The organism is Pseudomonas migulae (genome assembly GCF_024169315.1).
GTDB lineage: Bacteria > Pseudomonadota > Gammaproteobacteria > Pseudomonadales > Pseudomonadaceae > Aquipseudomonas > Aquipseudomonas migulae_B.
The window spans coordinates 4,543,545-4,563,135 of record NZ_JALJWR010000001.1 but is presented as its reverse complement, the minus strand read 5'-3'; the positions used below and the strand labels follow the sequence as shown (position 1 = coordinate 4,563,135).

The following is a 19,591-nucleotide window of genomic DNA, read 5'->3' as shown; positions in this document are numbered from 1 at the left end:
ATTTTGGGACTGCTGCGCAGTCCAACGGGTACGAGTCCCCTCGCCACACAGGTTCACTCCTGCAAGGGATTGCGTCGGCTGCCGGCCGTGTCGTTTACGACTGTTCGATGGAAATTGTCATGTCCAGGTTTTCTGCTGTCACACGTTTGGGCGCTGCCCAGGCTTCTTTTGCCCTGAACGAAACGCGAGTTCGTTTCAGGCACGCCACTGCCGTTATTTGCGGCGCACTGCTGACCCCTATGGTGCTGGCCGACGAGCACGCCGGCCACCATGAAGAACTGAGCCCGACGGTGATCACCGCCATTGCGCCGAGTTCGCCGCTGACCATCGTCACCAACCCCAAGGACCCGCGCCAACCGGTGCCGGCCAGCGACGGTGGCGATTATCTGAAGACCATCCCCGGTTTCGCCTTGGTACGCAACGGCGGCACCAACGGTGATCCGGTGCTGCGCGGCATGTTCGGCTCACGACTGAACATCCTCACCAACGGCGGCCAGATGCTCGGTGCCTGCCCCGGCCGGATGGATGCCCCGACGTCGTACATTTCCCCGGAAACCTACGACAAACTCACCGTCATCAAAGGCCCGCAAACCGTGCTGTGGGGGCCGGGCGCATCGGCCGGCACCATCCTGTTCGATCGCGAACCGGAAAGCTTCGGCGAACTCGGCACCCGGGTGAATGCCAGCGTACTGGCCGGCTCCAATGGCCGCTTCGACAAAGTGGTGGATGCTGCCGCCGGCGGCCCGTTGGGGTACGTGCGCGTGATCGGCAACACCGCGCATTCCGACGACTACCGCGATGGCAACAATGACACCGTGGCTTCGCGCTACGACAAGTGGAACGGTGACGTCGCCGTTGGCTTGACCCCGGATGCCGACACGCTGCTGGAACTCACCGCCGGCAAGGGCGATGGCGAAGCCCGTTATGCCGGACGCGGCATGGACGGTGCGCAGTTCAAGCGCGAAAGCCTCGGCCTGCGCTTCGAGAAATCCAGTATCGGCGACGTACTGGACAAGGTCGAAGCACAGATCTACTACAACTACGCCGACCACGTGATGGACAACTACACCCTGCGCACGCCGTCCGGCACCGGGATGATGGCCGGGCCGATGGCCTCCAGTGTCGATCGCCGAACCCTCGGCGCACGGATCAAAGGCACCTGGCGCTGGGCCGATGTGCAATTGATCAGCGGCATCGACGCGCAGACCAACGAACACCGCAAGCGCAGCGCCATGGGCATCGACACCTACAAGGATCTGCCGCGCGACAAGGACGCCGACTTCCACAACTACGGCGTATTCAGCGAACTGACGTGGTACGCCGCCGACCGTGACCGGCTGATTAGCGGCGCGCGACTGGACCGCGCTTCGGCTAAAGACTTCCGCCAGACCACTGGTTCCGGAATGATGACCCGGCCTAACCCGACCGCCAACGACACCCGCGCCGACACCCTGCCCAGCGGCTTCGTCCGTTACGAGCATGATCTGGCCGACAGCCCTGCCACGCTGTATGCCGGCCTCGGTCACACCCAGCGTTTCCCGGATTACTGGGAGCTGTTTTCGCCTAACTCCGGCCCCGCCGGCTCGGTGAATGCCTTCGATTCGATCAAGCCCGAGAAAACCACCCAGCTCGACTTCGGCCTGCAATACAAGACCGAAGACCTCGAAGCCTGGGCCTCGGGTTACGTCGGGCAGGTGCGCGATTACATCCTGTTCAACTACACGCCGGGAATGATGGGCATGACCTCGCAAGCCGAGAACATCGACGCGCGGATCATGGGCGGTGAACTCGGTGCGGCTTACAAATTGACCTCGAACTGGAAGGCCGATGCGACCCTCGCCTACGCCTGGGGCAAGAACAGCAGCGACGGCAACGCGTTGCCGCAAATGCCGCCGCTGGACGCACGTTTCGGCCTGACCTACAGCGAAGACAACTGGAGCGCCGGCGCCTTGTGGCGAGTGGTCGCTGCGCAAAACCGCATTGACCAGAACAAGGGCAACGTGGTCGGCAAGGACTTCGACAAGACCTCGGGGTTCGGTGTGTTCTCGCTCAACGGTGCGTACCGCATCAACAAGAACTGGAAGGTCAGCAGCGGCGTCGACAACTTGTTCGGCAAGGCTTACGCCGAGCATTTGAACCTGGCCGGCAACGCCGGTTTTGGCTATCCGGCCAATGACCCGCAAGCCATCAAAGAACCGGGGCGCACGCTCTGGACCAAGGTGGACATGAGCTTTTAAGAGCATCGCGGGCAAGCCTCGCTCCTACGGGATTCGCGTCGATCACAAACGGTGCGATCACCACTGGACCTGTAGGAGCGAGGCTTGCCCGCGAATGACTGCGCAGCAGTCACCAGACAACAACAAAAGAACCAAGCCAAGCGGAGCACAACCGATGAAACAGCCCAAACCGAATTTCTACAACCTGGCCTGGCGTTGGCATTTCTATGCCGGTCTGTTCGTCGCGCCATTCATGGTGATGCTGGCCCTGACCGGCGTCATTTACCTGTTCAAACCGCAACTCGATCCGTTGATGTACGGCAGCCTGATGAATGTCCCGGCCGGCCACCACAGCGTCCCGGCCGACGACCTGCTCAAGCGCGTAAAAACTGCGTATCCACAGGCAACGATCAAGCAATACCTGCCGCCGATCAACGCCGAGCGCAGCGCGCAGTTTGTCGTGCTCGATGCCGGCAATGAGTTGAATGTTTTTGTCGATCCGTATCACGGCGACATCCTCGGAGAGCAAGACGCGAAGAAAAATCTGCAAGCGGTTGCCCGTGCGATCCACGGTGAGCTGATGATCGGCACGGTCGGCGATCGACTGGTCGAACTCGCCGCTGGCTGGGGCATCGTGCTGGTGGTTTCCGGGGTGTTCCTGTGGTGGCCGCGAGGTCAGGCCGCCGGCATCTTGTGGCCGCGCCTGAGCAGTCGCGGTCGCGTGCTGTGGCGCGACCTGCATGCCGTCACCGGGTTCTGGGGCGCCGCATTTCTGCTGGTAATGCTGCTGAGCGGCATGACCTGGACCGGGTTCTGGGGCAAGCAATACGCCGGTGTCTGGAACGTGTTCCCGGACGCCATGTGGAATGACATGCCCAAGTCCGACGTCGAGGCCCGCAGCCTCAACACCGCCACGCGCCAGACCGTGCCATGGGCAATGGAAAACACACCGATGCCGATGTCCGGCGACCACGCCGAACACATGGCCCACGGCACTGCGCAAGCCGGCCCGGCGGCGCCGACCATCAGCCTGCAAGACGTGCAGAACATCGCCGAGCAACGCAAGGTCGAACCGGGTTACAGCATCACGTTCCCGACCACGGCCACCGGCGTATTCACCATCGCGGTATTCGCCGACGACCCACGCAACGATGCCACCCTGCACGTCGATCAATACACCGGCAAGGTCCTCGCCGATGTGCGCTTCGAGCAATACGGCACCGTCGCCCGCGCCACGGAAATCGGCGTGATGCTCCATGAAGGCAAGATGTTTGGCGTGTTCAACCAGATCATCGTGCTGCTGATCTGCCTGATGATTCTGCTCAGCGCCGTCAGCGGCGTGGTGATCTGGTGGAAGCGCCGCCCGCAGGGCAAGTTCGGTGTGCCGCCGCTGCGTCATGATCTGCCGAAATGGAAAACCGGCGTGGCGATCATGCTGGTGCTGGCGGTGGCGTTTCCGTTGGTGGGCGCTTCGCTGGTGGTGGTGTGGCTGCTGGATCGAGTGCTGCTTTCGCGCTTCAACCGACAAACTGAATCAGCCTCATCTTCATCATGAAACAGGCGAGATGCGTGATTTAGAGGGATCTGTAGACTTCGGGCGCTTATCGCACGGTCATTTTTAGTGTTACTGTATAACGAAAATGCACCGCCCAACCCGCAGCCATGGCTGCGGGTTTTCTTTTGAAGAAGTGATTCACCGTCCCGATGAACAAGTACCTCTTGTCCGGCCTCTGCCTGCTCGCCCTGAACAACAGCGCCCACGCGCAGCCGTTGACGTTGCCCACCGGCACCATCACCGCCGACGCCAATGACAACGAAACCGTCAGCCTGAACACGCCGACCACCGCCGGCTCGCGCCTGAAGCTCACGGCCCTGGAAACCCCGGCCAGCGTCGAAAGCCTGACCGGCGAACAGGTTCGCGCCCGCGGTGATCGCAGTGTTCAGGACGCCGTATCGCGCAGCACCGGGATCAGCCGCACCGGCACGCCGGGCGATGGCGGCACATCGTTGTCCGCCCGAGGATTTACCGGACAAAGTTCGGTGATGCAGTTGTATGACGGCAACCGGATGTACACCGGCATGGGCACCGTGACCTTTCCGGTCGACACCTGGTCGGTGGAGCGCGTCGATGTGCTGCGCGGGCCGGCGTCGGTGTTGTATGGCGAAGGCGCGACCGGCGCAGTGATCAACGTGATCCCGAAGAAGCCGTTCGAAGGCGAGATCGAAAACCACGTCCGCCTCGGCTACGGCTCCTACGACACTCAGCAACAGGCCCTGGACAGCGGCGGTTCCCTGAGCGACACCCTGAGCTATCGCTTGAACCTCAATCGTCTGCGCAGCAACGGCTGGGTTGATCGTGGCGATTCCTCCAGCGACTTCATCAGCGCCGCCCTGCGCTGGCAGGCGACGGACGATCTGGCGTTCACTCTCGCCCACGATTACGGCGACCAGAAGCCGATGAATTATTTCGGCACGCCGCTGATCAATGGCCGCTTCAAGGAAAGCCTGCGAGACAAGAACTACAACGTCAGCAACGACAAGCAACACTACAACGATCAATGGACGCGCCTGACCAGCGACTGGCAAATCTCCGACAGCGTCAGCGCCAGCAACGAGCTGTATTACCTAAAGGCCCAACGCCGCTGGCAGAACGCCGAGAACTACAACTTCGACCGCGACACCCAACACCTCAGCCGCAGCGGTTACTTCGGTATCGGTCACCGGCAGGAACAGGTCGGCGACCGTCAGACCTTCAACTTCAAGCACTCACTGTTCGGCCTCGACAGCCAGACCGTGACCGGCGTCGATTACAACCGTATCCGCTTTCAGCTCGACAGCAACTCGCCGTTCAATGACGTGTTGCCGGGTGGTCAGCCGGTCGATCTGTACCATCCGCAACGCGGCACATTTGAAAGTGCCGATCCGTATCGGGAGCAGTTTCAGAGCACCACCAGACAGATGTCGGTGTTCGCCGAAAACCGCACGCAGCTGAGCGAGCGCTGGTCGCTGGTGACCGGCGTGCGCCGCGATTACGTGCAGGTTGATTACGACAATCAGGTCGATGGCAGCCAGAGCGACAAAACCCTGACCGGCAACAACTGGAAGGCCGGGCTGGTGTTTGCCGTAACGCCGGACACGTCGTTCTACGGCCAGTACGCCACCAGCACCGACGGTGTCGGCGGCCTTATTTCCCTGAGCCCGAGCCAGCAGCAATACGACCTGGCCACCGCGAAACAAACCGAAATCGGCGTGAAGCAGATGTTCTGGGATCAGCGTGGCGAGTGGACGCTGGCGGCCTATCGCATCGTCAAAAAGAAACTGCTGACCGACGATCCGGGCAACCCGACGCTCAAGCAGCAGGTCGGCCAGCAATCGTCCAATGGCCTCGAAGCCAGCCTCGATCTGCAACTGCCACACGCCTGGCAACTGCAGGCCAACGCGGCCATCGTCAAAGCGAAATACGACGATTTTGAAGAAGTGATCGCAGGTGTGCCGGTGTCGCGCAACGGCAATCGCCCGGTGGACGTACCACGGCGTACGGCGAATCTGTGGCTGAGCAAAACGATCAACGAGGACCTGAAGGCCGGCGCTGGCGTGCGTTATGTCGATGCGCGTTATGCCGACATGGCTAACCGGAACGAGCTGCCGAGCTATACGGTGGTCGATGCCACGTTGTCCTGGCAAGCACTGCGTAACACGACGCTGGGGTTGCAGCTGAACAATCTGTTTGACCGGCAGTATGCGCAAAGCCAATACAATGAGGGGCAGCAGTGGATTCTCGGGGAGCCGCGGTCGTTTTTCGTCACGGCTGATTACACCTTTTAGGCATCTGGTCCCTTCGCGGGCAAGCCTCGCTCCTACAGGATTTATGTCGTACGCAATGTTTGTGATCGACACATATCCTGTAGGAGCGAGGCTTGCCCGCAAAGGCGTCATCAGTATCACCGCAAATCTTTGAGTAAATGCATGACCTCGCTGAACCTCACAAACCTCGCCTGGACACCCCTGGGCCACGGCCACTGTCATCACCAGTTCCAGCTGCGTGAGGCCTCGCTGCACGTGGCCGCCGGTGAGTTCGTCGGGTTGATCGGCCCCAACGGCAGCGGCAAGACCAGCCTGTTGCGCTGCGCTTATCGCTTCAGCAAACCGGAGAGCGGTGAGGTAAAACTCGATCACCACAACGTCTGGAAGCAATCCTCACGCTGGTGCGCGCAACGCATCGCCGTGGTGTTGCAGGAGTTCCCTGACGCCTTCGGTCTGACCGTTGATGAAGTGGTCGCCATGGGCCGCACACCGCACAAAGGTCTGTTCGACGGCGACACGCAAGAGGACCGAAACCTTGCGACTCAAGCTTTGGCATCGGTCGGATTGAAAGGCTTTGAAGACCACGCCTTCGCCACCCTCTCCGGCGGTGAAAAACAGCGGGTGATTCTCGCCCGCGCCCTGGCCCAGCAGCCGCACGTGTTGATCCTCGATGAACCGACCAATCACCTCGACCCGCGCTATCAGCTTGAACTGCTTCAACTGGTCAAACGCCTGAAGATCAGCACCCTGGCGAGCATCCACGACCTCAATCTGGCCGCCGCTTTCTGCGACCGGCTGTACGTGATCAATCACGGCCGCATCGTCGCCAGCGGCACACCGAAAGAAGTCCTGACCGCCCCGCTGCTGCGAGAGGTGTTCGGCGTCGAAGCGCTGATCGATGAACACCCCCTACACGGCTACCCACGAATCACCTGGATAACCCAACCATGACTTTGCGTTCCCTGCTGTGTGTTGCTCTGATGCTGGGCAGTGCCCAAGCGTTTGCCGAGGCGACGAAATATCCGCTGACGATCCAGAGCTGCAACCGTGATGTGACCTTCGCCCAAGCGCCGAAACACGCGGTCAGCCACGACATCAACATGACGCAGATGATGCTCGCCCTCGGCCTCAAACCGAGTATGGCTGGCTACAGCGGAGTCACCGGCTGGAAATCGGTCACGCCCGAGATGCAGACCATCCTCGACGGCCTGCCGGAGCTGGCGGCCAAGTACCCGTCGGTGGAAACCCTGCTCAACGCCAACGTCGATTTCTTCTTTGCCGGTTGGGACTACGGCATGCGCGTCGGCGGTGATCTCACGCCGCAGACGTTGCAGCCGCTGGGCATCAACGTCTACGAGCTGACCGAGTCCTGCGCCTTCGTGATGAAGCGTCCGGCCGCCACCCTGGAAGACACCTACAACGACCTGCGCAACCTCGGCAAAATCTTCGACGTGCAGGCTCGCGCCAACGCCTTGATTGCCCGGATGCAGGAGCAAATCGCCGAGGTGCGCAAGGAGCTGCCCGCCGATAAACCGCGCGTATTCCTCTATGACAGCGGCGAAGACCGCGCCATGACCTCCGGCCGCCTCGGCATGCCGCAAGCGCTGATCGATGCGGCGGGCGGGCGCAACATTCTGGATGACGTCGACGCGAGCTGGACCCGGGTCAACTGGGAGAACGTGGTCGAGCGCAATCCGCAGGTGATCGTGATCGTCGATTACGGCGAGGTCACCGCCGAACAGAAGGCGCAATTCCTGCGCAGCAACAAGGCGCTGCAATCGGTGGACGCGATCAAGCACCAGCGCTTCATTGTGATCCCGTACGTGCAGGCCACGCCGGGCATCGATAACGTGCTGGCGGTCGAAACCCTGGCCAAGGGTTTCCACGGCGAATGAATAACCGTCGCTACGCGTTATTGCTGATCGCCCTCGGCGCACTGTTGCTGGTGTCTTGCGTGGTATCGCTGGGTTTCGGCCCGGCGCGGGTGCCGGTGGACGTGGTGTGGAGGATTCTGCTGCACAAGGCGTTCGGTCTCGGCGACGTGAGCTGGGCCGCCGGACAGGAACATATCGTCTGGTTGATCCGCGTGCCGCGCATGTTGCTCGGCGCGTTGGTGGGCGCTGGCCTGGCGTTGATCGGCGCGGTGCTGCAAGCGGTGACGCGCAATCCGCTGGCCGATCCGCATTTGCTCGGGGTCACCTCTGGCGCCACGCTGGGCGCGGTGATCGTGGTGCTGCATGTCGGTGAAATCGTCGGCCTGTTGACCTTGCCCATCGCCGCGTTTATCGGTGCGCTGCTGAGTATGCTGATCGTGCTGATCATCGCCAACCGTAACGGGCGGCTGGACAGTGACCGGCTGCTGTTGTGCGGCGTGGCGGTGTCGTTCGTGATGATGGCGATCGCCAATCTGCTGCTGTTTCTCGGCGATCACCGTGCCAGTTCGGCGGTGATGTTCTGGATGCTCGGCGGGCTCGGACTGGCACGCTGGGAATTGCTCGCGGTGCCGGCGGCGAGCGTGTTGCTTGGCCTGGTTTTGTTGCTGGGCATGGCCCGTCCATTGAACGCGTTGATGGCGGGTGAACAGACGGCGGTAACCCTCGGACTCAATGCCCGCACTGTGCGGTTGCGGGTGTTTTTGATTGCGTCGTTGATGACGGGAGTATTGGTGTCGATCAGCGGGTCGATCGGGTTTGTCGGGTTGATGGTGCCGCACATTGCACGCCGATTGGTCGGGGCCGAGCACCGACGATTGCTGCCGGTGTGCGTGTTGCTCGGCAGCATCTTCCTGGTCTGGGTCGACGTCGCCGCCCGTACCCTGATTGCCCCGGAAGACCTGCCTATCGGTGTCGCCACCGCTGCCATCGGTGGCTTGTTCTTCATCGGCCTCATGCGTCGCCGCTGAGTCTCTCATACCTTGAAGGCTCAGTGTTCCAGGCCGTCAGCGCTGTAAGGGCAGTGTTTCAAAGCTCGTCATGCACGGGCCTGACCGTCGGTTGCAAGGCGCTTTTCCAATCCGTCCCCACGATCCCGCGGCGCCAATAGCCATCGCCATCCAGCACCTCAAGCCTTCCGACGCTGGCGAGTCTGGCAAGGAAGTCATTGAGCCCCTTGTTGCTCTCTTCATCAAAAAATGCCGCCTCCTGCGCGGAGAAACTGGGCGTGAATTTGAACAGCGACCCACCGCGCCCGGTGAAATAGCAGCTACCACCCAAGGCACCGCTTTTGCTCACTACATTCGTGCAGAACCTCAGGTCTGCCAGGGCCAGGTGGTTCATCAGCAAGCGATCAGCAGCGCTGAGCCCCGTCACAAACTGATTGAACGCTTTGTAAAACTGATGAACCGCCACCCACTTGTAGCCCTGAGGAAAAACCGGTATCGGCAATTGCGGCGCCCCCGGCACCGTGACCGGTGCAATCGGCCCTCCCGGCCCCGAGTAAAACAATCGGCTGGCGGCGCCACTGTCTAACCCGTCCGCGAGCGGCTCAACGGCTACAAACGAAGCAGTGGCCTGACGAACCAGAACCCCGCCCAGGGACTGTTGACCCACATACTCACCAACCAGTCTCTGGGCCGAGCGGGCGGCATCATCGGCATGGGCGAATATCGGCCCCAGCGCAAACCGGTTGTCCTGCGGCCAACTCACAAGCCCGCCACCGGTCAGGGCGCCCTTGGCAATCCCCTTTAAAGGCGACCAAAAAGTGCTGCGCACCACCGCGCGTAATTCACCGTGCCGGATCACCTTGCGCAAGTACTCGACCAGCGACTCCCGACCCGATTGCAGAATTTTCTCGTAGGCAACCGTTGCCTGAAAAGAACCCCACTGCGCAGCGTTGGACGTTGGTTCGTATTGCAACAGGGCACCGTCGGCACAGGAGAGGTAGACACTGCGATAAGTAAACCCTTTAGCCGTGGTCACCATGACCGCCTCCATTCCTCGCACCAGATCCAGGGGCGAAATGAAGCTGAGCGTAAAGTCATGGGCCCGCTGCCCGGAAGCTGTCGAGGGACACAAATAGATCCCTTGAATGTCATATCCCAGCGGTAGCAATCCATTCGGGAACACCCGATCGAGAGAGAGACGCCCTTGCTCCCCGACTATCGGCAGCGTCGTCACATACCGCTCACTGCCAAGCGACTTGAGTACAAACCCGAACCTCAGGCGGGTGCGGGGGGCCTCCATTCGATGGATGTGGCGCACGGCGTCATCCATTTGTGTGAAGACCGGGCTGAGTGTCGGATCGGCGACGGCAAACCGGTGCAGCTCGGGCGAGATAACATCAGGATAAGGAACCCATCCCGACACTTGCTTCGCCTCCCCCCACAGTCGACTGCCCTGGACCACTTGCAACAGACCGGCCCTGGCAACCTGATTGACGTAGTCACTGGGGGACAGCGCGCCGCTGCGCATCTGCAGTTCTATCGCGTTATGCCAGCGCTGTAGTTGACTGGGGGCTGCCAATGCGCCGGCCAGCTTTTTCTCGGCAGCATTCCCGCTGAGGGTGTAGCTGATCAGGCTGTTATCGAGCCCCAACAGATACTCCTTACCGGGAGACAGCGATTGGGAACCTACGGAGGTGGGCAGAATGTCCGACAGGAAATTGGTCGAAAACATATTGAGGTACACGTCCCGTTCTCGGCTCGACAGCGCGAAGATAGGCTCGATGTGAACTCGAGAGTGGTATCGGGCGACGACCGTACTGCCCGCCAGAAACAATCCTTTTTCTGCCAGGTCGTCCAGGCGAATCCAGTTGGCCGGGAAGTTCTCGACGGCCACCGCCACCGGTAATGTCGCGACAAACAAACCATCAACCCGGCGCAACACCAGGCCACCGTAAACCCGTTCACGCCGGGAGCCCAGCTGCGCCATCGCATAGCGCACCGCGTCATCCTGTAGCAGAAAAACCGGGCTCAGGGCGCGCCGCTGGAGCTGTGCATAAGGCTTCCAGTCAGCGTCGACAACCCCCGGCTCATCCCACAGTTCACTGGTACGCAGCACCTCCAGCTCTCCGGCACTGGCGATCAAGCGGATCACCTTGGCATAGGGTGGTGTGTCATTGGCCAACACCGACGCCAGTTCTTGCGCGCCTTTTTTGTCGAACTGCGTAGAAGAAGACGAATACTTGAAGCGCAGCAATGCGCCATCCAGCGTCGCGATAAAGATGCTCAGGTCCTGATGATGAGTGAGACGTTGCGTATCTTTGTCATCGTAGATTGCCGCTGCCAGATCGCTGACGGGTACAAAGTGTCGGGCGAACCAGGCGTCCGCCGTCGACAACCGTTGAGGCATCCAGCTTGCCGAGTAAAAAAGACCGAAGGTGTGGAACTCTTCGATCAAGACGGGAGCGCCAAAATCACTGGACTGGTTCAGCACCTCAAGGCGCCGCGCTGGCACCGTTTCGGTCGCCACATATTCATTGCGGTTCTTGTGCCTGAGAATAAACCCCAGCCCGGAGGCAGCCGCACGGTAATCGCCCCGGGCTCGATCACGAGCGCTGAGCACCACGTCCTCGGGACTGGAAAAAACCGCACCCAGCGCCGGAGCGGCAACATCCGATGAGCCGATTTCATTGCTGACATCGTCACCCAACACCGTACCTCGCGGGCCCCATACTTCATTACCGACCACCACGCGCAATCTGCCGGTCCTGGCCAGTTCATCGACTACCTTGCCGGGCTCAAGCGTGCCGGCCGTCAGCTCTCGAGCAATCAGGGTGTTGCCATCAGCGAGCATGGCAACCCGCTCCTGCAACCGCTTGGTTGCCCCCACACTCCGTTCATCCGGGCTATAAACCAACAGACTGTCTGCCGAGCCTGAGAGATAAAATGCAGCGACATGCTTTCGTTTTTCGAGCACCGCGCGAATGTCGTTGTCGGTAAACATTTGCGCCAGCATCAACCGCTCCTCCTCGTCGGCGTCTGACACGACCCTGGAATCCGCTCGCCAGCGAGAGGCGTACATCCCATGCAGTGAATAGCCTTCAGTCAGGATGACCGGCGCCCCCGACGCATCCAGAGGACACAGTCTGTCCAGCGCAAATCGTTGCGTTGCCGTCCACACCGGCTCGGTCGCGACGAAGCGGTTGTGCCGATCCTGCAGGATCAATCCCACGTAACCCTGGTCACGTCGACTGCCAATTTCATCATGGGCGAAACGTGCGGCGTCGTCCGCCATGACAAAGACAGGACTCATGCGCCGCGATCCGGCGTAGGGCTCCCAGTCAGGCCCCACGATCCCGACGACATCCCACAACGCGCTGTCCTTGAGGACCGTCAGTTCACCGGCGGCGGCCACCTGCCGGACATAATCCATGGGTTTGAGCGTGCCAGCCTTCAGTTGCGCATTGAGGCTTGCACTGTCCTCCAGAGGGACTTCCTTGATGTGCACAGAGGGACGGTATTGCAATACAGCACCGTCTCCAATCCATCCGTACACCTTTAGATAGTCGGCGTACTCCTGCCGATAAACATCCTGCGTCGAAAAACTGATGCCTGCCGCCAGGTTGTCCGTTGAAAAAAAACGTTCATACAGCCACGGCTCGCTGGCACTCTGAACTGCGTCGGGCTGTGAGACAAAATAAACACCGTCGAGGGCGTAGTCCAACACCGGTTCGAGCTTGCGATCCGCTGTTGTGGGAAAGGTTTTGAGTAATGCCGTTTGCGGTGGGCTGGAGGGCGTCGGGTACGTTGCAACGCAGTCCGGACTGCCGGCGGATTTCAGCACGAAGCCAAGCCCGGCGCTGTCGTGAGACGTTGTTAGCGTCTGTGCTACGGCCTCAATGGCCTTGTACGCTCGGTCGAACACGGGACCATAAAATGGCTGCACATTCACAGTCATCAGCCTGGACGTCACAGCAGTACCGGGTGTCCAGTTGCCCGGCACTTGCCCTCGCACGCCACCCCACTGCGCATTGGCAACCAGCACGTTCAAGGTGCCGATCCGGACCATTGTCTGAATCAGACGCTCAACGTCAGCAAACGACGCGAAGGGCTTGATGGCGGGTTCAAAGAGCTTTTTATCCGCTGACACATCAGAAGACTGGTACTTGATCAATGAACCGTCCGGCCCTGAGACGTAGTGTCGTTGGCCGTAGCTGCTCGGGTCCTGCATGTAGCTGACGATATGCGCCCTGGAGAAAAACCCGAGATACAAACCGATCTGGTCAGCCGTCCAGTCCGGATGAAAACGCAGGACGTCGGCGTGCTCCGCCGGATTAAACAGGTAAAAAGCCGCACCACTGCATCCCACAGGAGACAACAGCTCCCCAGTGGGGGACCCGATGTACAGCAGCGCACTGAAATCGAAAAACCCCGTTCTTCCAGCCACTGGCAACGTGGGCTGAAATTTCCCGTCGCTGCGCTCCACGATCACGCCGCCATAGGCCTTGTCACGGCGTCCAGCCATCTGTCGATGTACCCAATAGGCCGCATCGTCCGCGCTGATGAAGCTCGGTCCCAGTGCGGGGAATTTGACCGCCACCGGGGATTTTGAAGAGGTATTGATAGAAGTGTCGTTCATGTTCTGCTCACTCGAATGGAGTGCTCATGATCAAGATTCCTCAGCGCGGCGGGCGGTACATATATATCTGTGCGGCTTTTGTACGGAACGCAATCGGCACCAATCCCGCGCACAGCAGTGCACCCCTCTCGCAAACCGGCCCCAGCCTGGTGCGCGATCGTTCCGGCTGACACGTTAAAAACGATACTTCATGGCCTTTTCCCGACCGGGCACAGCCCTTGCAAAACACCCTTCAGTAGTCCGCATCTGCCAACCAAGAAAATTCATAAGTTCATGGAGATCGCACAATGAAGCGTCGCAGCTTGATCAAGGCTTTTACACTCACGGCAAGCATTGCCGCGATGGGCTTGACCTGGACCGTCCAGGCCGCCGAGACCATCAAGGTCGGTATTCTGCATTCGTTGTCCGGCACCATGGCGATCTCCGAAACGTCGCTGAAGGACATGGCGTTGATGACCATCGACGAGATCAACGCCAAGGGCGGCGTGAACGGCAAGATGCTGGAACCGGTGGTCGTGGACCCGGCGTCGAACTGGCCGCTGTTCGCCGAAAAGGGCCGGCAGTTGCTGACGCAGGACAAAGTCGCGGTGGTGTTCGGTTGCTGGACGTCGGTGTCGCGTAAATCGGTATTGCCGGTGTTCGAAGAACTCAACGGTTTGCTGTTCTACCCGGTGCAGTACGAAGGTGAAGAGATGTCGCCCAACGTGTTCTACACCGGCGCGGCGCCCAACCAGCAGGCGATCCCGGCCGTGGAATATTTGATGAGCGAAGAAGGCGGCAGCGCCAAGCGCTATTTCCTGCTCGGCACCGACTACGTCTATCCGCGCACCACCAACAAGATCCTGCGCTCGTTCCTGCACTCCAAAGGGGTGGCAGACAAGGACATCGAAGAGGTCTACACCCCGTTCGGCCACAGCGACTATCAAACCATCGTGGCCAACATCAAGAAATTCTCGGCGGGTGGCAAGACGGCGGTCATCTCCACCGTCAACGGCGACTCCAATGTGCCGTTCTATAAAGAGCTGGCCAACCAGGGTTTGAAAGCCACCGACGTTCCGGTCGTGGCGTTCTCGGTGGGTGAAGAAGAATTGCGCGGCATCGACACCAAGCCGCTGGTGGGCAACCTCGCGGCGTGGAACTACTTCGAATCGGTGGAGAACCCGGCGAACAAGAAATTCGTCGCCGACTGGAAAGCCTACGCGAAGAAACACAACTTGCCGGGCGCCGACAAAGCGGTGACCAACGACCCGATGGAAGCCACCTACGTCGGCATTCACATGTGGGCGCAAGCGGCGGAGAAAGCCAAGTCCACCGACGTCGACAAAGTCCGCGAAGCCCTCGGCGGCCAGACCTTTGCCGCGCCGTCCGGGTACACCCTGACCATGGACAAGACCAACCACCACTTGCACAAGCCGGTGATGATCGGCGAGATCCAGGCGGACGGTCAGTTCAATGTGGTGTGGCAGACCGAAGGACCGATCCGCGCCCAGCCGTGGAGCCCGTTCATTCCGGGTAACGACAAGAAGCCGGAGTATGCGGTGAAGAGCAACTAAGCCATTGGGTGTCGGGCCTGGGTACGGAGCTTAGGCCCGACACAAATCCCTGTGGGAGCGGGCCTTTGTGGTGAGGGGATTTATCCCCGTTCAGCTGCGAAGCAGACGTCAACTCATTACATGCGGTTGGACTTTGAAATGCTGGGCGCCGCTTCGCGACCCAACGGGGATAAATCCCCGCGCCACAAAAGCCCGCTCTCACATTTAGTCCGCGCAAGGCCAAAGACATGCCGACTGCCCTTTACCGTTTCATTCTTGCCATCGCACTCTTGCTGCCGATGACCACGTTCGCCAGCGACGCCGAAGACTTCGTCGCCGCCAATCCCGTGCAGCAAGCCAAACTCCTGGAGGCCTGGGCCGCGCAGCCCAATCCGGCGCGTATCGAACTGATCAACGCCCTGCAACAAGGCGAGTTGACCGTCGATGGCCAAGCCAAAACCCTGCGTTTGAACAATCGCCTGCGGGGTCTGATCGACACCGCACTGGCCAGCCACCAATTGCTCGCCGCCGACGCCAAAACCCGTCTGGCTGCCGGGCAGCAATTGCAGAAAAGCGCGAAACCCGCGCAGCTGAAATTCCTCGACCAGCAACTGGCGGGTGAAAAAGATGAAAGCGTCCATGCCGCATTGAGCCTGGCCCTGGCCAACCTGCAACTGGTCGACACCGACCCGGCTGTGCGCCTCGCCGCAGTGCGCCTGCTCGGTGAAACCGGCGATCCACTGGCGCGCACCCGTCTCGAAAGCCTGCTGCAACCGGGTGTCGAAGCGGATGCCGCCGTGCGCACCGCCGCTGAAACCAGCCTGGCCCAGGTCAAACGCAAACTGCTGATCGGTGAAATGCTCGGGCAAGCCTTCAGCGGCATGTCACTCGGCTCGATCCTGCTGCTCGCGGCGCTCGGCCTGGCGATCACCTTCGGCCTGCTCGGCGTGATCAACATGGCCCACGGCGAGATGCTGATGCTCGGCGCCTACTCGACGTACGTAGTGCAATTGATGTTCCAGCGTTTCGCCCCGCAAGCCATCGAGTTCTATCCGCTGATCGCATTGCCGGTGGCGTTCTTCGTCACTGCTGCGATTGGCATGGCGCTGGAACGCACGGTGATTCGTCACCTCTACGGCCGCCCATTGGAAACCCTGCTCGCGACGTGGGGCATCAGCCTCATGCTGATTCAGCTGGTCCGATTGCTGTTCGGCGCGCAGAACGTTGAAGTCGCCAACCCGGCCTGGTTGTCCGGCGGGATTCAAGTGCTGCCGAATCTGGTGCTGCCGTACAACCGCATCGTGATCATCGCGTTCGCGCTGTTTGTGGTGGTGCTGACCTGGCTGCTGCTGAACAAGACGCGCCTCGGTTTGAACGTGCGCGCCGTCACTCAGAATCGCAACATGGCCGCCTGCTGCGGCGTACCCACCGGGCGGGTCGACATGCTCGCCTTCGGTCTCGGCTCGGGCATTGCCGGTCTCGGTGGCGTAGCCCTCAGCCAGATCGGCAACGTCGGCCCGGACCTCGGTCAGAGCTACATCATCGACTCGTTCCTGGTGGTGGTGCTCGGCGGTGTCGGTCAACTGGCCGGTAGCGTGCTCGCCGCGTTCGGCCTGGGTATCGCCAACAAGATTCTCGAACCGCAGATCGGCGCCGTACTCGGCAAGATCCTGATCCTCGCGCTGATCATTCTGTTCATCCAGAAACGTCCGCAAGGCCTCTTCGCACTGAAAGGACGGGTGATCGACTGATGAACCAGCCCCTGCTCGTTACCGCGACACAAAAAGCCGGCCCCAAAGTCACGCTGATCGTCGGCGTCGTGGTGCTCATTCTGCTGCTGACATTGCCGCTGCTATCGCTGTTGTCCGCCGACAGTGCGCTGCATGTCTCGGCCTACACCCTGACCCTGGTGGGCAAGATTCTTTGCTACGCCATCGTCGCACTGGCGCTGGATCTGGTGTGGGGTTACGCCGGCCTGTTGTCCCTCGGCCATGGCCTGTTCTTCGCCCTCGGCGGTTATGCGATGGGCATGTACCTGATGCGCCAGGCCTCGGGCGATGGTTTACCGGCGTTCATGACGTTCCTGCCGTGGACCGAATTACCGTGGTACTGGACCGGTACCAGCAGCTTCCTCTGGTCGATGTGCCTGGTGGTATTGGCGCCGGGGTTGCTGGCGCTGGTGTTCGGGTTCTTTGCCTTCCGCTCGCGGATCAAGGGCGTGTATTTCTCGATCATGACCCAGGCCCTGACGTTCGCGGGAATGCTGTTGTTCTTCCGCAACGAAACCGGGTTCGGCGGCAACAACGGCTTCACTAATTTCCGCACCATTCTCGGCTTCGGCATCACCGAACCCGGCACCCGCGCGGTGCTGTTTTTCGCCACGGTGGTGTTGCTGGTGGCAAGCCTGTTTATCGGTTGGCGTCTGGCGCAGAGCAAGTTCGGTCGTGTGTTGACCGCCCTGCGCGATGCGGAAAACCGTCTGATGTTTTGCGGTTACGATCCACGCGGTTTCAAGCTGTTTGTCTGGGTCTTGAGCGCTGTGTTGTGCGGTTTGGCTGGCGCGCTCTATGTGCCGCAAGTCGGGATCATCAACCCGAGCGAAATGTCGCCGACCAACTCCATCGAGGCCGCCGTGTGGGTGGCGCTGGGCGGACGCGGCACGCTGATCGGCCCGCTGCTTGGCGCCGGCGTGGTCAACGGCATGAAGAGCTGGTTCACCGTGGCGTTCCCGGAATACTGGCTGTTCTTCCTTGGCGCGTTGTTCATCGTCGTGACCTTGTACCTGCCCAAAGGGGTGATCGGCCTGCTGAAGAAAAGGGGTGACCAATGAGAGTGACTGCGACGGCTGAATTCATGCTCGAACCGGCCTTTTATCCACCGCATCCGAACAAGGACGCCGGCAGCAGCCGCGACGCCATCGGCCTCGGCCAACGCGTCGGCCCCGGCCTGGATACCCGCCACGGCACCATCCTGACCCTGGAAGACATCAGCGTCAGCTTCGATGGTTTCAAGGCGCTGAACGCGCTGAACCTGTACATCGGCGTCGGCGAACTGCGCTGCATCATCGGCCCCAACGGCGCGGGCAAGACCACCTTGATGGACGTGATCACCGGCAAGACTCGCCCCAGTCACGGCAAAGCCTGGTTCGGTGAAACCCTCGACCTGACGCAGATGAGCGAAGTGCAGATTGCCCAGGCCGGCATCGGCCGCAAGTTCCAGAAGCCAACGGTGTTCGAAGCCCTGAGCGTGTTCGAGAACCTGGAGCTGGCGCAGAAAACCGACAAGTCGGTGTGGGCCAGCCTGCGGGCGCGTTTGAGTGGCGAACAGAAGGATCGCATCAGCGAAGTGCTGGAGACCATCCGCCTGACCGCCTCGGTCAATCGCCCGGCAGGTTTGTTGTCCCACGGTCAGAAGCAGTTTCTGGAGATCGGCATGTTGCTGATGCAAGACCCGCAACTGCTGCTGCTCGACGAACCGGTGGCTGGCATGACCGACGCCGAAACCGAGTTCACTGCCGAACTGTTCAAGAGCCTGGCGGGCAAGCATTCGCTGATGGTGGTGGAGCATGACATGGGTTTTGTGGGCTCCATCGCCGACCACGTCACCGTGTTGCACCAGGGTAGCGTGCTGGCGGAAGGGTCACTGGAACAGGTGCAGGAAAATGAGCGGGTGATCGAGGTTTATCTCGGAAGATGATTTTGCTCCCGTAGGAGCGAGGCTTGCCCGCGAAGCTTTTGGCGGCCTTGAGGCCCCCTTCGTGGGCAAGCCTCGCTCCTGCAAGGGGATTGAGGAGTATTTAGAATGCTGCAAGTCGACAAGCTGCACCAGTACTACGGCGGTAGCCACATCCTGCGCGGCCTGACGTTCGACGTGAAGGTCGGTGAAGTCACCTGCCTGCTCGGGCGCAATGGCGTGGGCAAGACCACCCTGCTCAAATGCCTGATGGGTTTGCTGCCGGCCAAAGAAGGCGCGGTGAACTGGGAAGGCAAGCCGATCACCACCTTCAAGCCGCACCAACGGGTACACGCCGGAATCGCTTACGTACCTCAAGGCCGGGAGATTTTTGGCCGGCTGACCGTGGAAGAAAACCTGCTGATGGGCCTGTCGCGCTTCCCCGGCTCCGAAGCGAAGGAAGTCCCGGCCTTCATCTACGAGCTGTTCCCGGTGCTGCTGCAAATGAAGCAACGGCGCGGCGGTGACCTGTCCGGCGGACAGCAACAGCAGCTGGCCATCGGCAGGGCATTGGCCAGCCGACCACGGTTGCTGATCCTCGACGAGCCCACCGAAGGCATCCAGCCGTCGGTAATCAAGGAGATCGGCGCGGTGATCAAGAAGCTCGCGGCACGGGGCGACATGGCGATTCTGCTGGTGGAGCAGTTCTACGATTTCGCCGCCGAACTGGCCGATCAATACCTGGTGATGTCACGCGGCGAGATCGTGCAGCAGGGTCGCGGAGAAAATATGGAAGCCGAGGGTGTACGCGGTCTGGTAACGATCTAATCTGTAGCGTCCTAACGATAAC

At 60.7% G+C, this 19,591-nt stretch carries 12 protein-coding genes; 11 read left to right on the top strand and 1 reads right to left on the bottom strand.

Annotated features, from left to right (window positions below; translation table 11 throughout):
- The first annotated feature begins 119 nt into the window (after positions 1–119).
- The 6 genes from J2Y86_RS20920 (at position 120) to J2Y86_RS20895 (ending at position 8,922) form a co-directional block, all read left to right on the top strand.
- Positions 120–2,237 carry a TonB-dependent copper receptor gene (locus J2Y86_RS20920; RefSeq protein WP_253435749.1) on the top strand — a complete coding sequence of 706 codons (2,118 nt, stop codon included), beginning with the start codon at positions 120–122 and terminating at the stop codon, positions 2,235–2,237.
- Between the two features lie 154 nt (positions 2,238–2,391).
- Entirely contained in the window at positions 2,392–3,771 is a 1,380-nt protein-coding gene (locus J2Y86_RS20915) for a PepSY-associated TM helix domain-containing protein (protein WP_253435746.1), read from the top strand.
- Positions 3,772–3,920: 149 nt separating this feature from the next.
- Positions 3,921–6,041, top strand: coding sequence for a TonB-dependent receptor (locus tag J2Y86_RS20910; protein ID WP_253435743.1), 2,121 nt, complete (start codon positions 3,921–3,923; stop codon positions 6,039–6,041).
- A 141-nt stretch (positions 6,042–6,182) separates the two neighbouring features.
- The gene (locus J2Y86_RS20905) at positions 6,183–6,971 is read left to right on the top strand and encodes an ABC transporter ATP-binding protein (protein WP_253435740.1); all 789 of its coding nucleotides are present in this window, start codon (positions 6,183–6,185) and stop codon (positions 6,969–6,971) included.
- Positions 6,968–7,915 (top strand): ABC transporter substrate-binding protein, encoded by a 948-nt coding sequence (locus tag J2Y86_RS20900; protein ID WP_253435737.1) that lies wholly within the window; start codon positions 6,968–6,970, stop codon positions 7,913–7,915. Before J2Y86_RS20905 ends, J2Y86_RS20900 begins: the two co-directional genes overlap by 4 nt.
- Complete coding sequence (locus J2Y86_RS20895; protein ID WP_253435734.1) at positions 7,912–8,922, top strand: FecCD family ABC transporter permease; 1,011 nt, start codon at positions 7,912–7,914, stop codon at positions 8,920–8,922. Before J2Y86_RS20900 ends, J2Y86_RS20895 begins: the two co-directional genes overlap by 4 nt.
- A gap of 58 nt (positions 8,923–8,980) precedes the next feature.
- On the opposite strand, the gene J2Y86_RS20890 is transcribed toward J2Y86_RS20895, so the two are convergent.
- Positions 8,981–13,537 (bottom strand): DUF4329 domain-containing protein, encoded by a 4,557-nt coding sequence (locus J2Y86_RS20890; RefSeq protein ID WP_253435731.1) that lies wholly within the window; start codon positions 13,535–13,537, stop codon positions 8,981–8,983.
- Between the two features lie 287 nt (positions 13,538–13,824).
- Between J2Y86_RS20890 and urtA the strand changes: the two genes are divergently transcribed.
- From urtA to urtE, 5 genes are all read left to right on the top strand, one after another.
- Positions 13,825–15,090, top strand: a complete 1,266-nt coding sequence (urtA, locus tag J2Y86_RS20885) for an urea ABC transporter substrate-binding protein (protein WP_253435728.1) — start codon at positions 13,825–13,827, stop codon at positions 15,088–15,090.
- A gap of 227 nt (positions 15,091–15,317) precedes the next feature.
- Complete coding sequence (gene urtB, locus J2Y86_RS20880) at positions 15,318–16,820, top strand: urea ABC transporter permease subunit UrtB (RefSeq protein ID WP_253435725.1); 1,503 nt, start codon at positions 15,318–15,320, stop codon at positions 16,818–16,820.
- A complete protein-coding gene (urtC, locus tag J2Y86_RS20875; protein ID WP_253435722.1) occupies positions 16,820–17,899 on the top strand; it encodes an urea ABC transporter permease subunit UrtC in 1,080 nt (359 codons plus the stop codon). The genes urtB and urtC overlap by 1 nt, the downstream gene beginning before the upstream one ends.
- The gene (gene urtD / locus J2Y86_RS20870) at positions 17,896–18,765 is read left to right on the top strand and encodes an urea ABC transporter ATP-binding protein UrtD (protein ID WP_253435719.1); all 870 of its coding nucleotides are present in this window, start codon (positions 17,896–17,898) and stop codon (positions 18,763–18,765) included. Before urtC ends, urtD begins: the two co-directional genes overlap by 4 nt.
- Positions 18,766–18,870: 105 nt before the next feature.
- A complete protein-coding gene (gene urtE / locus J2Y86_RS20865) occupies positions 18,871–19,569 on the top strand; it encodes an urea ABC transporter ATP-binding subunit UrtE (RefSeq protein ID WP_008031204.1) in 699 nt (232 codons plus the stop codon).
- Positions 19,570–19,591: the final 22 nt, after the last annotated feature.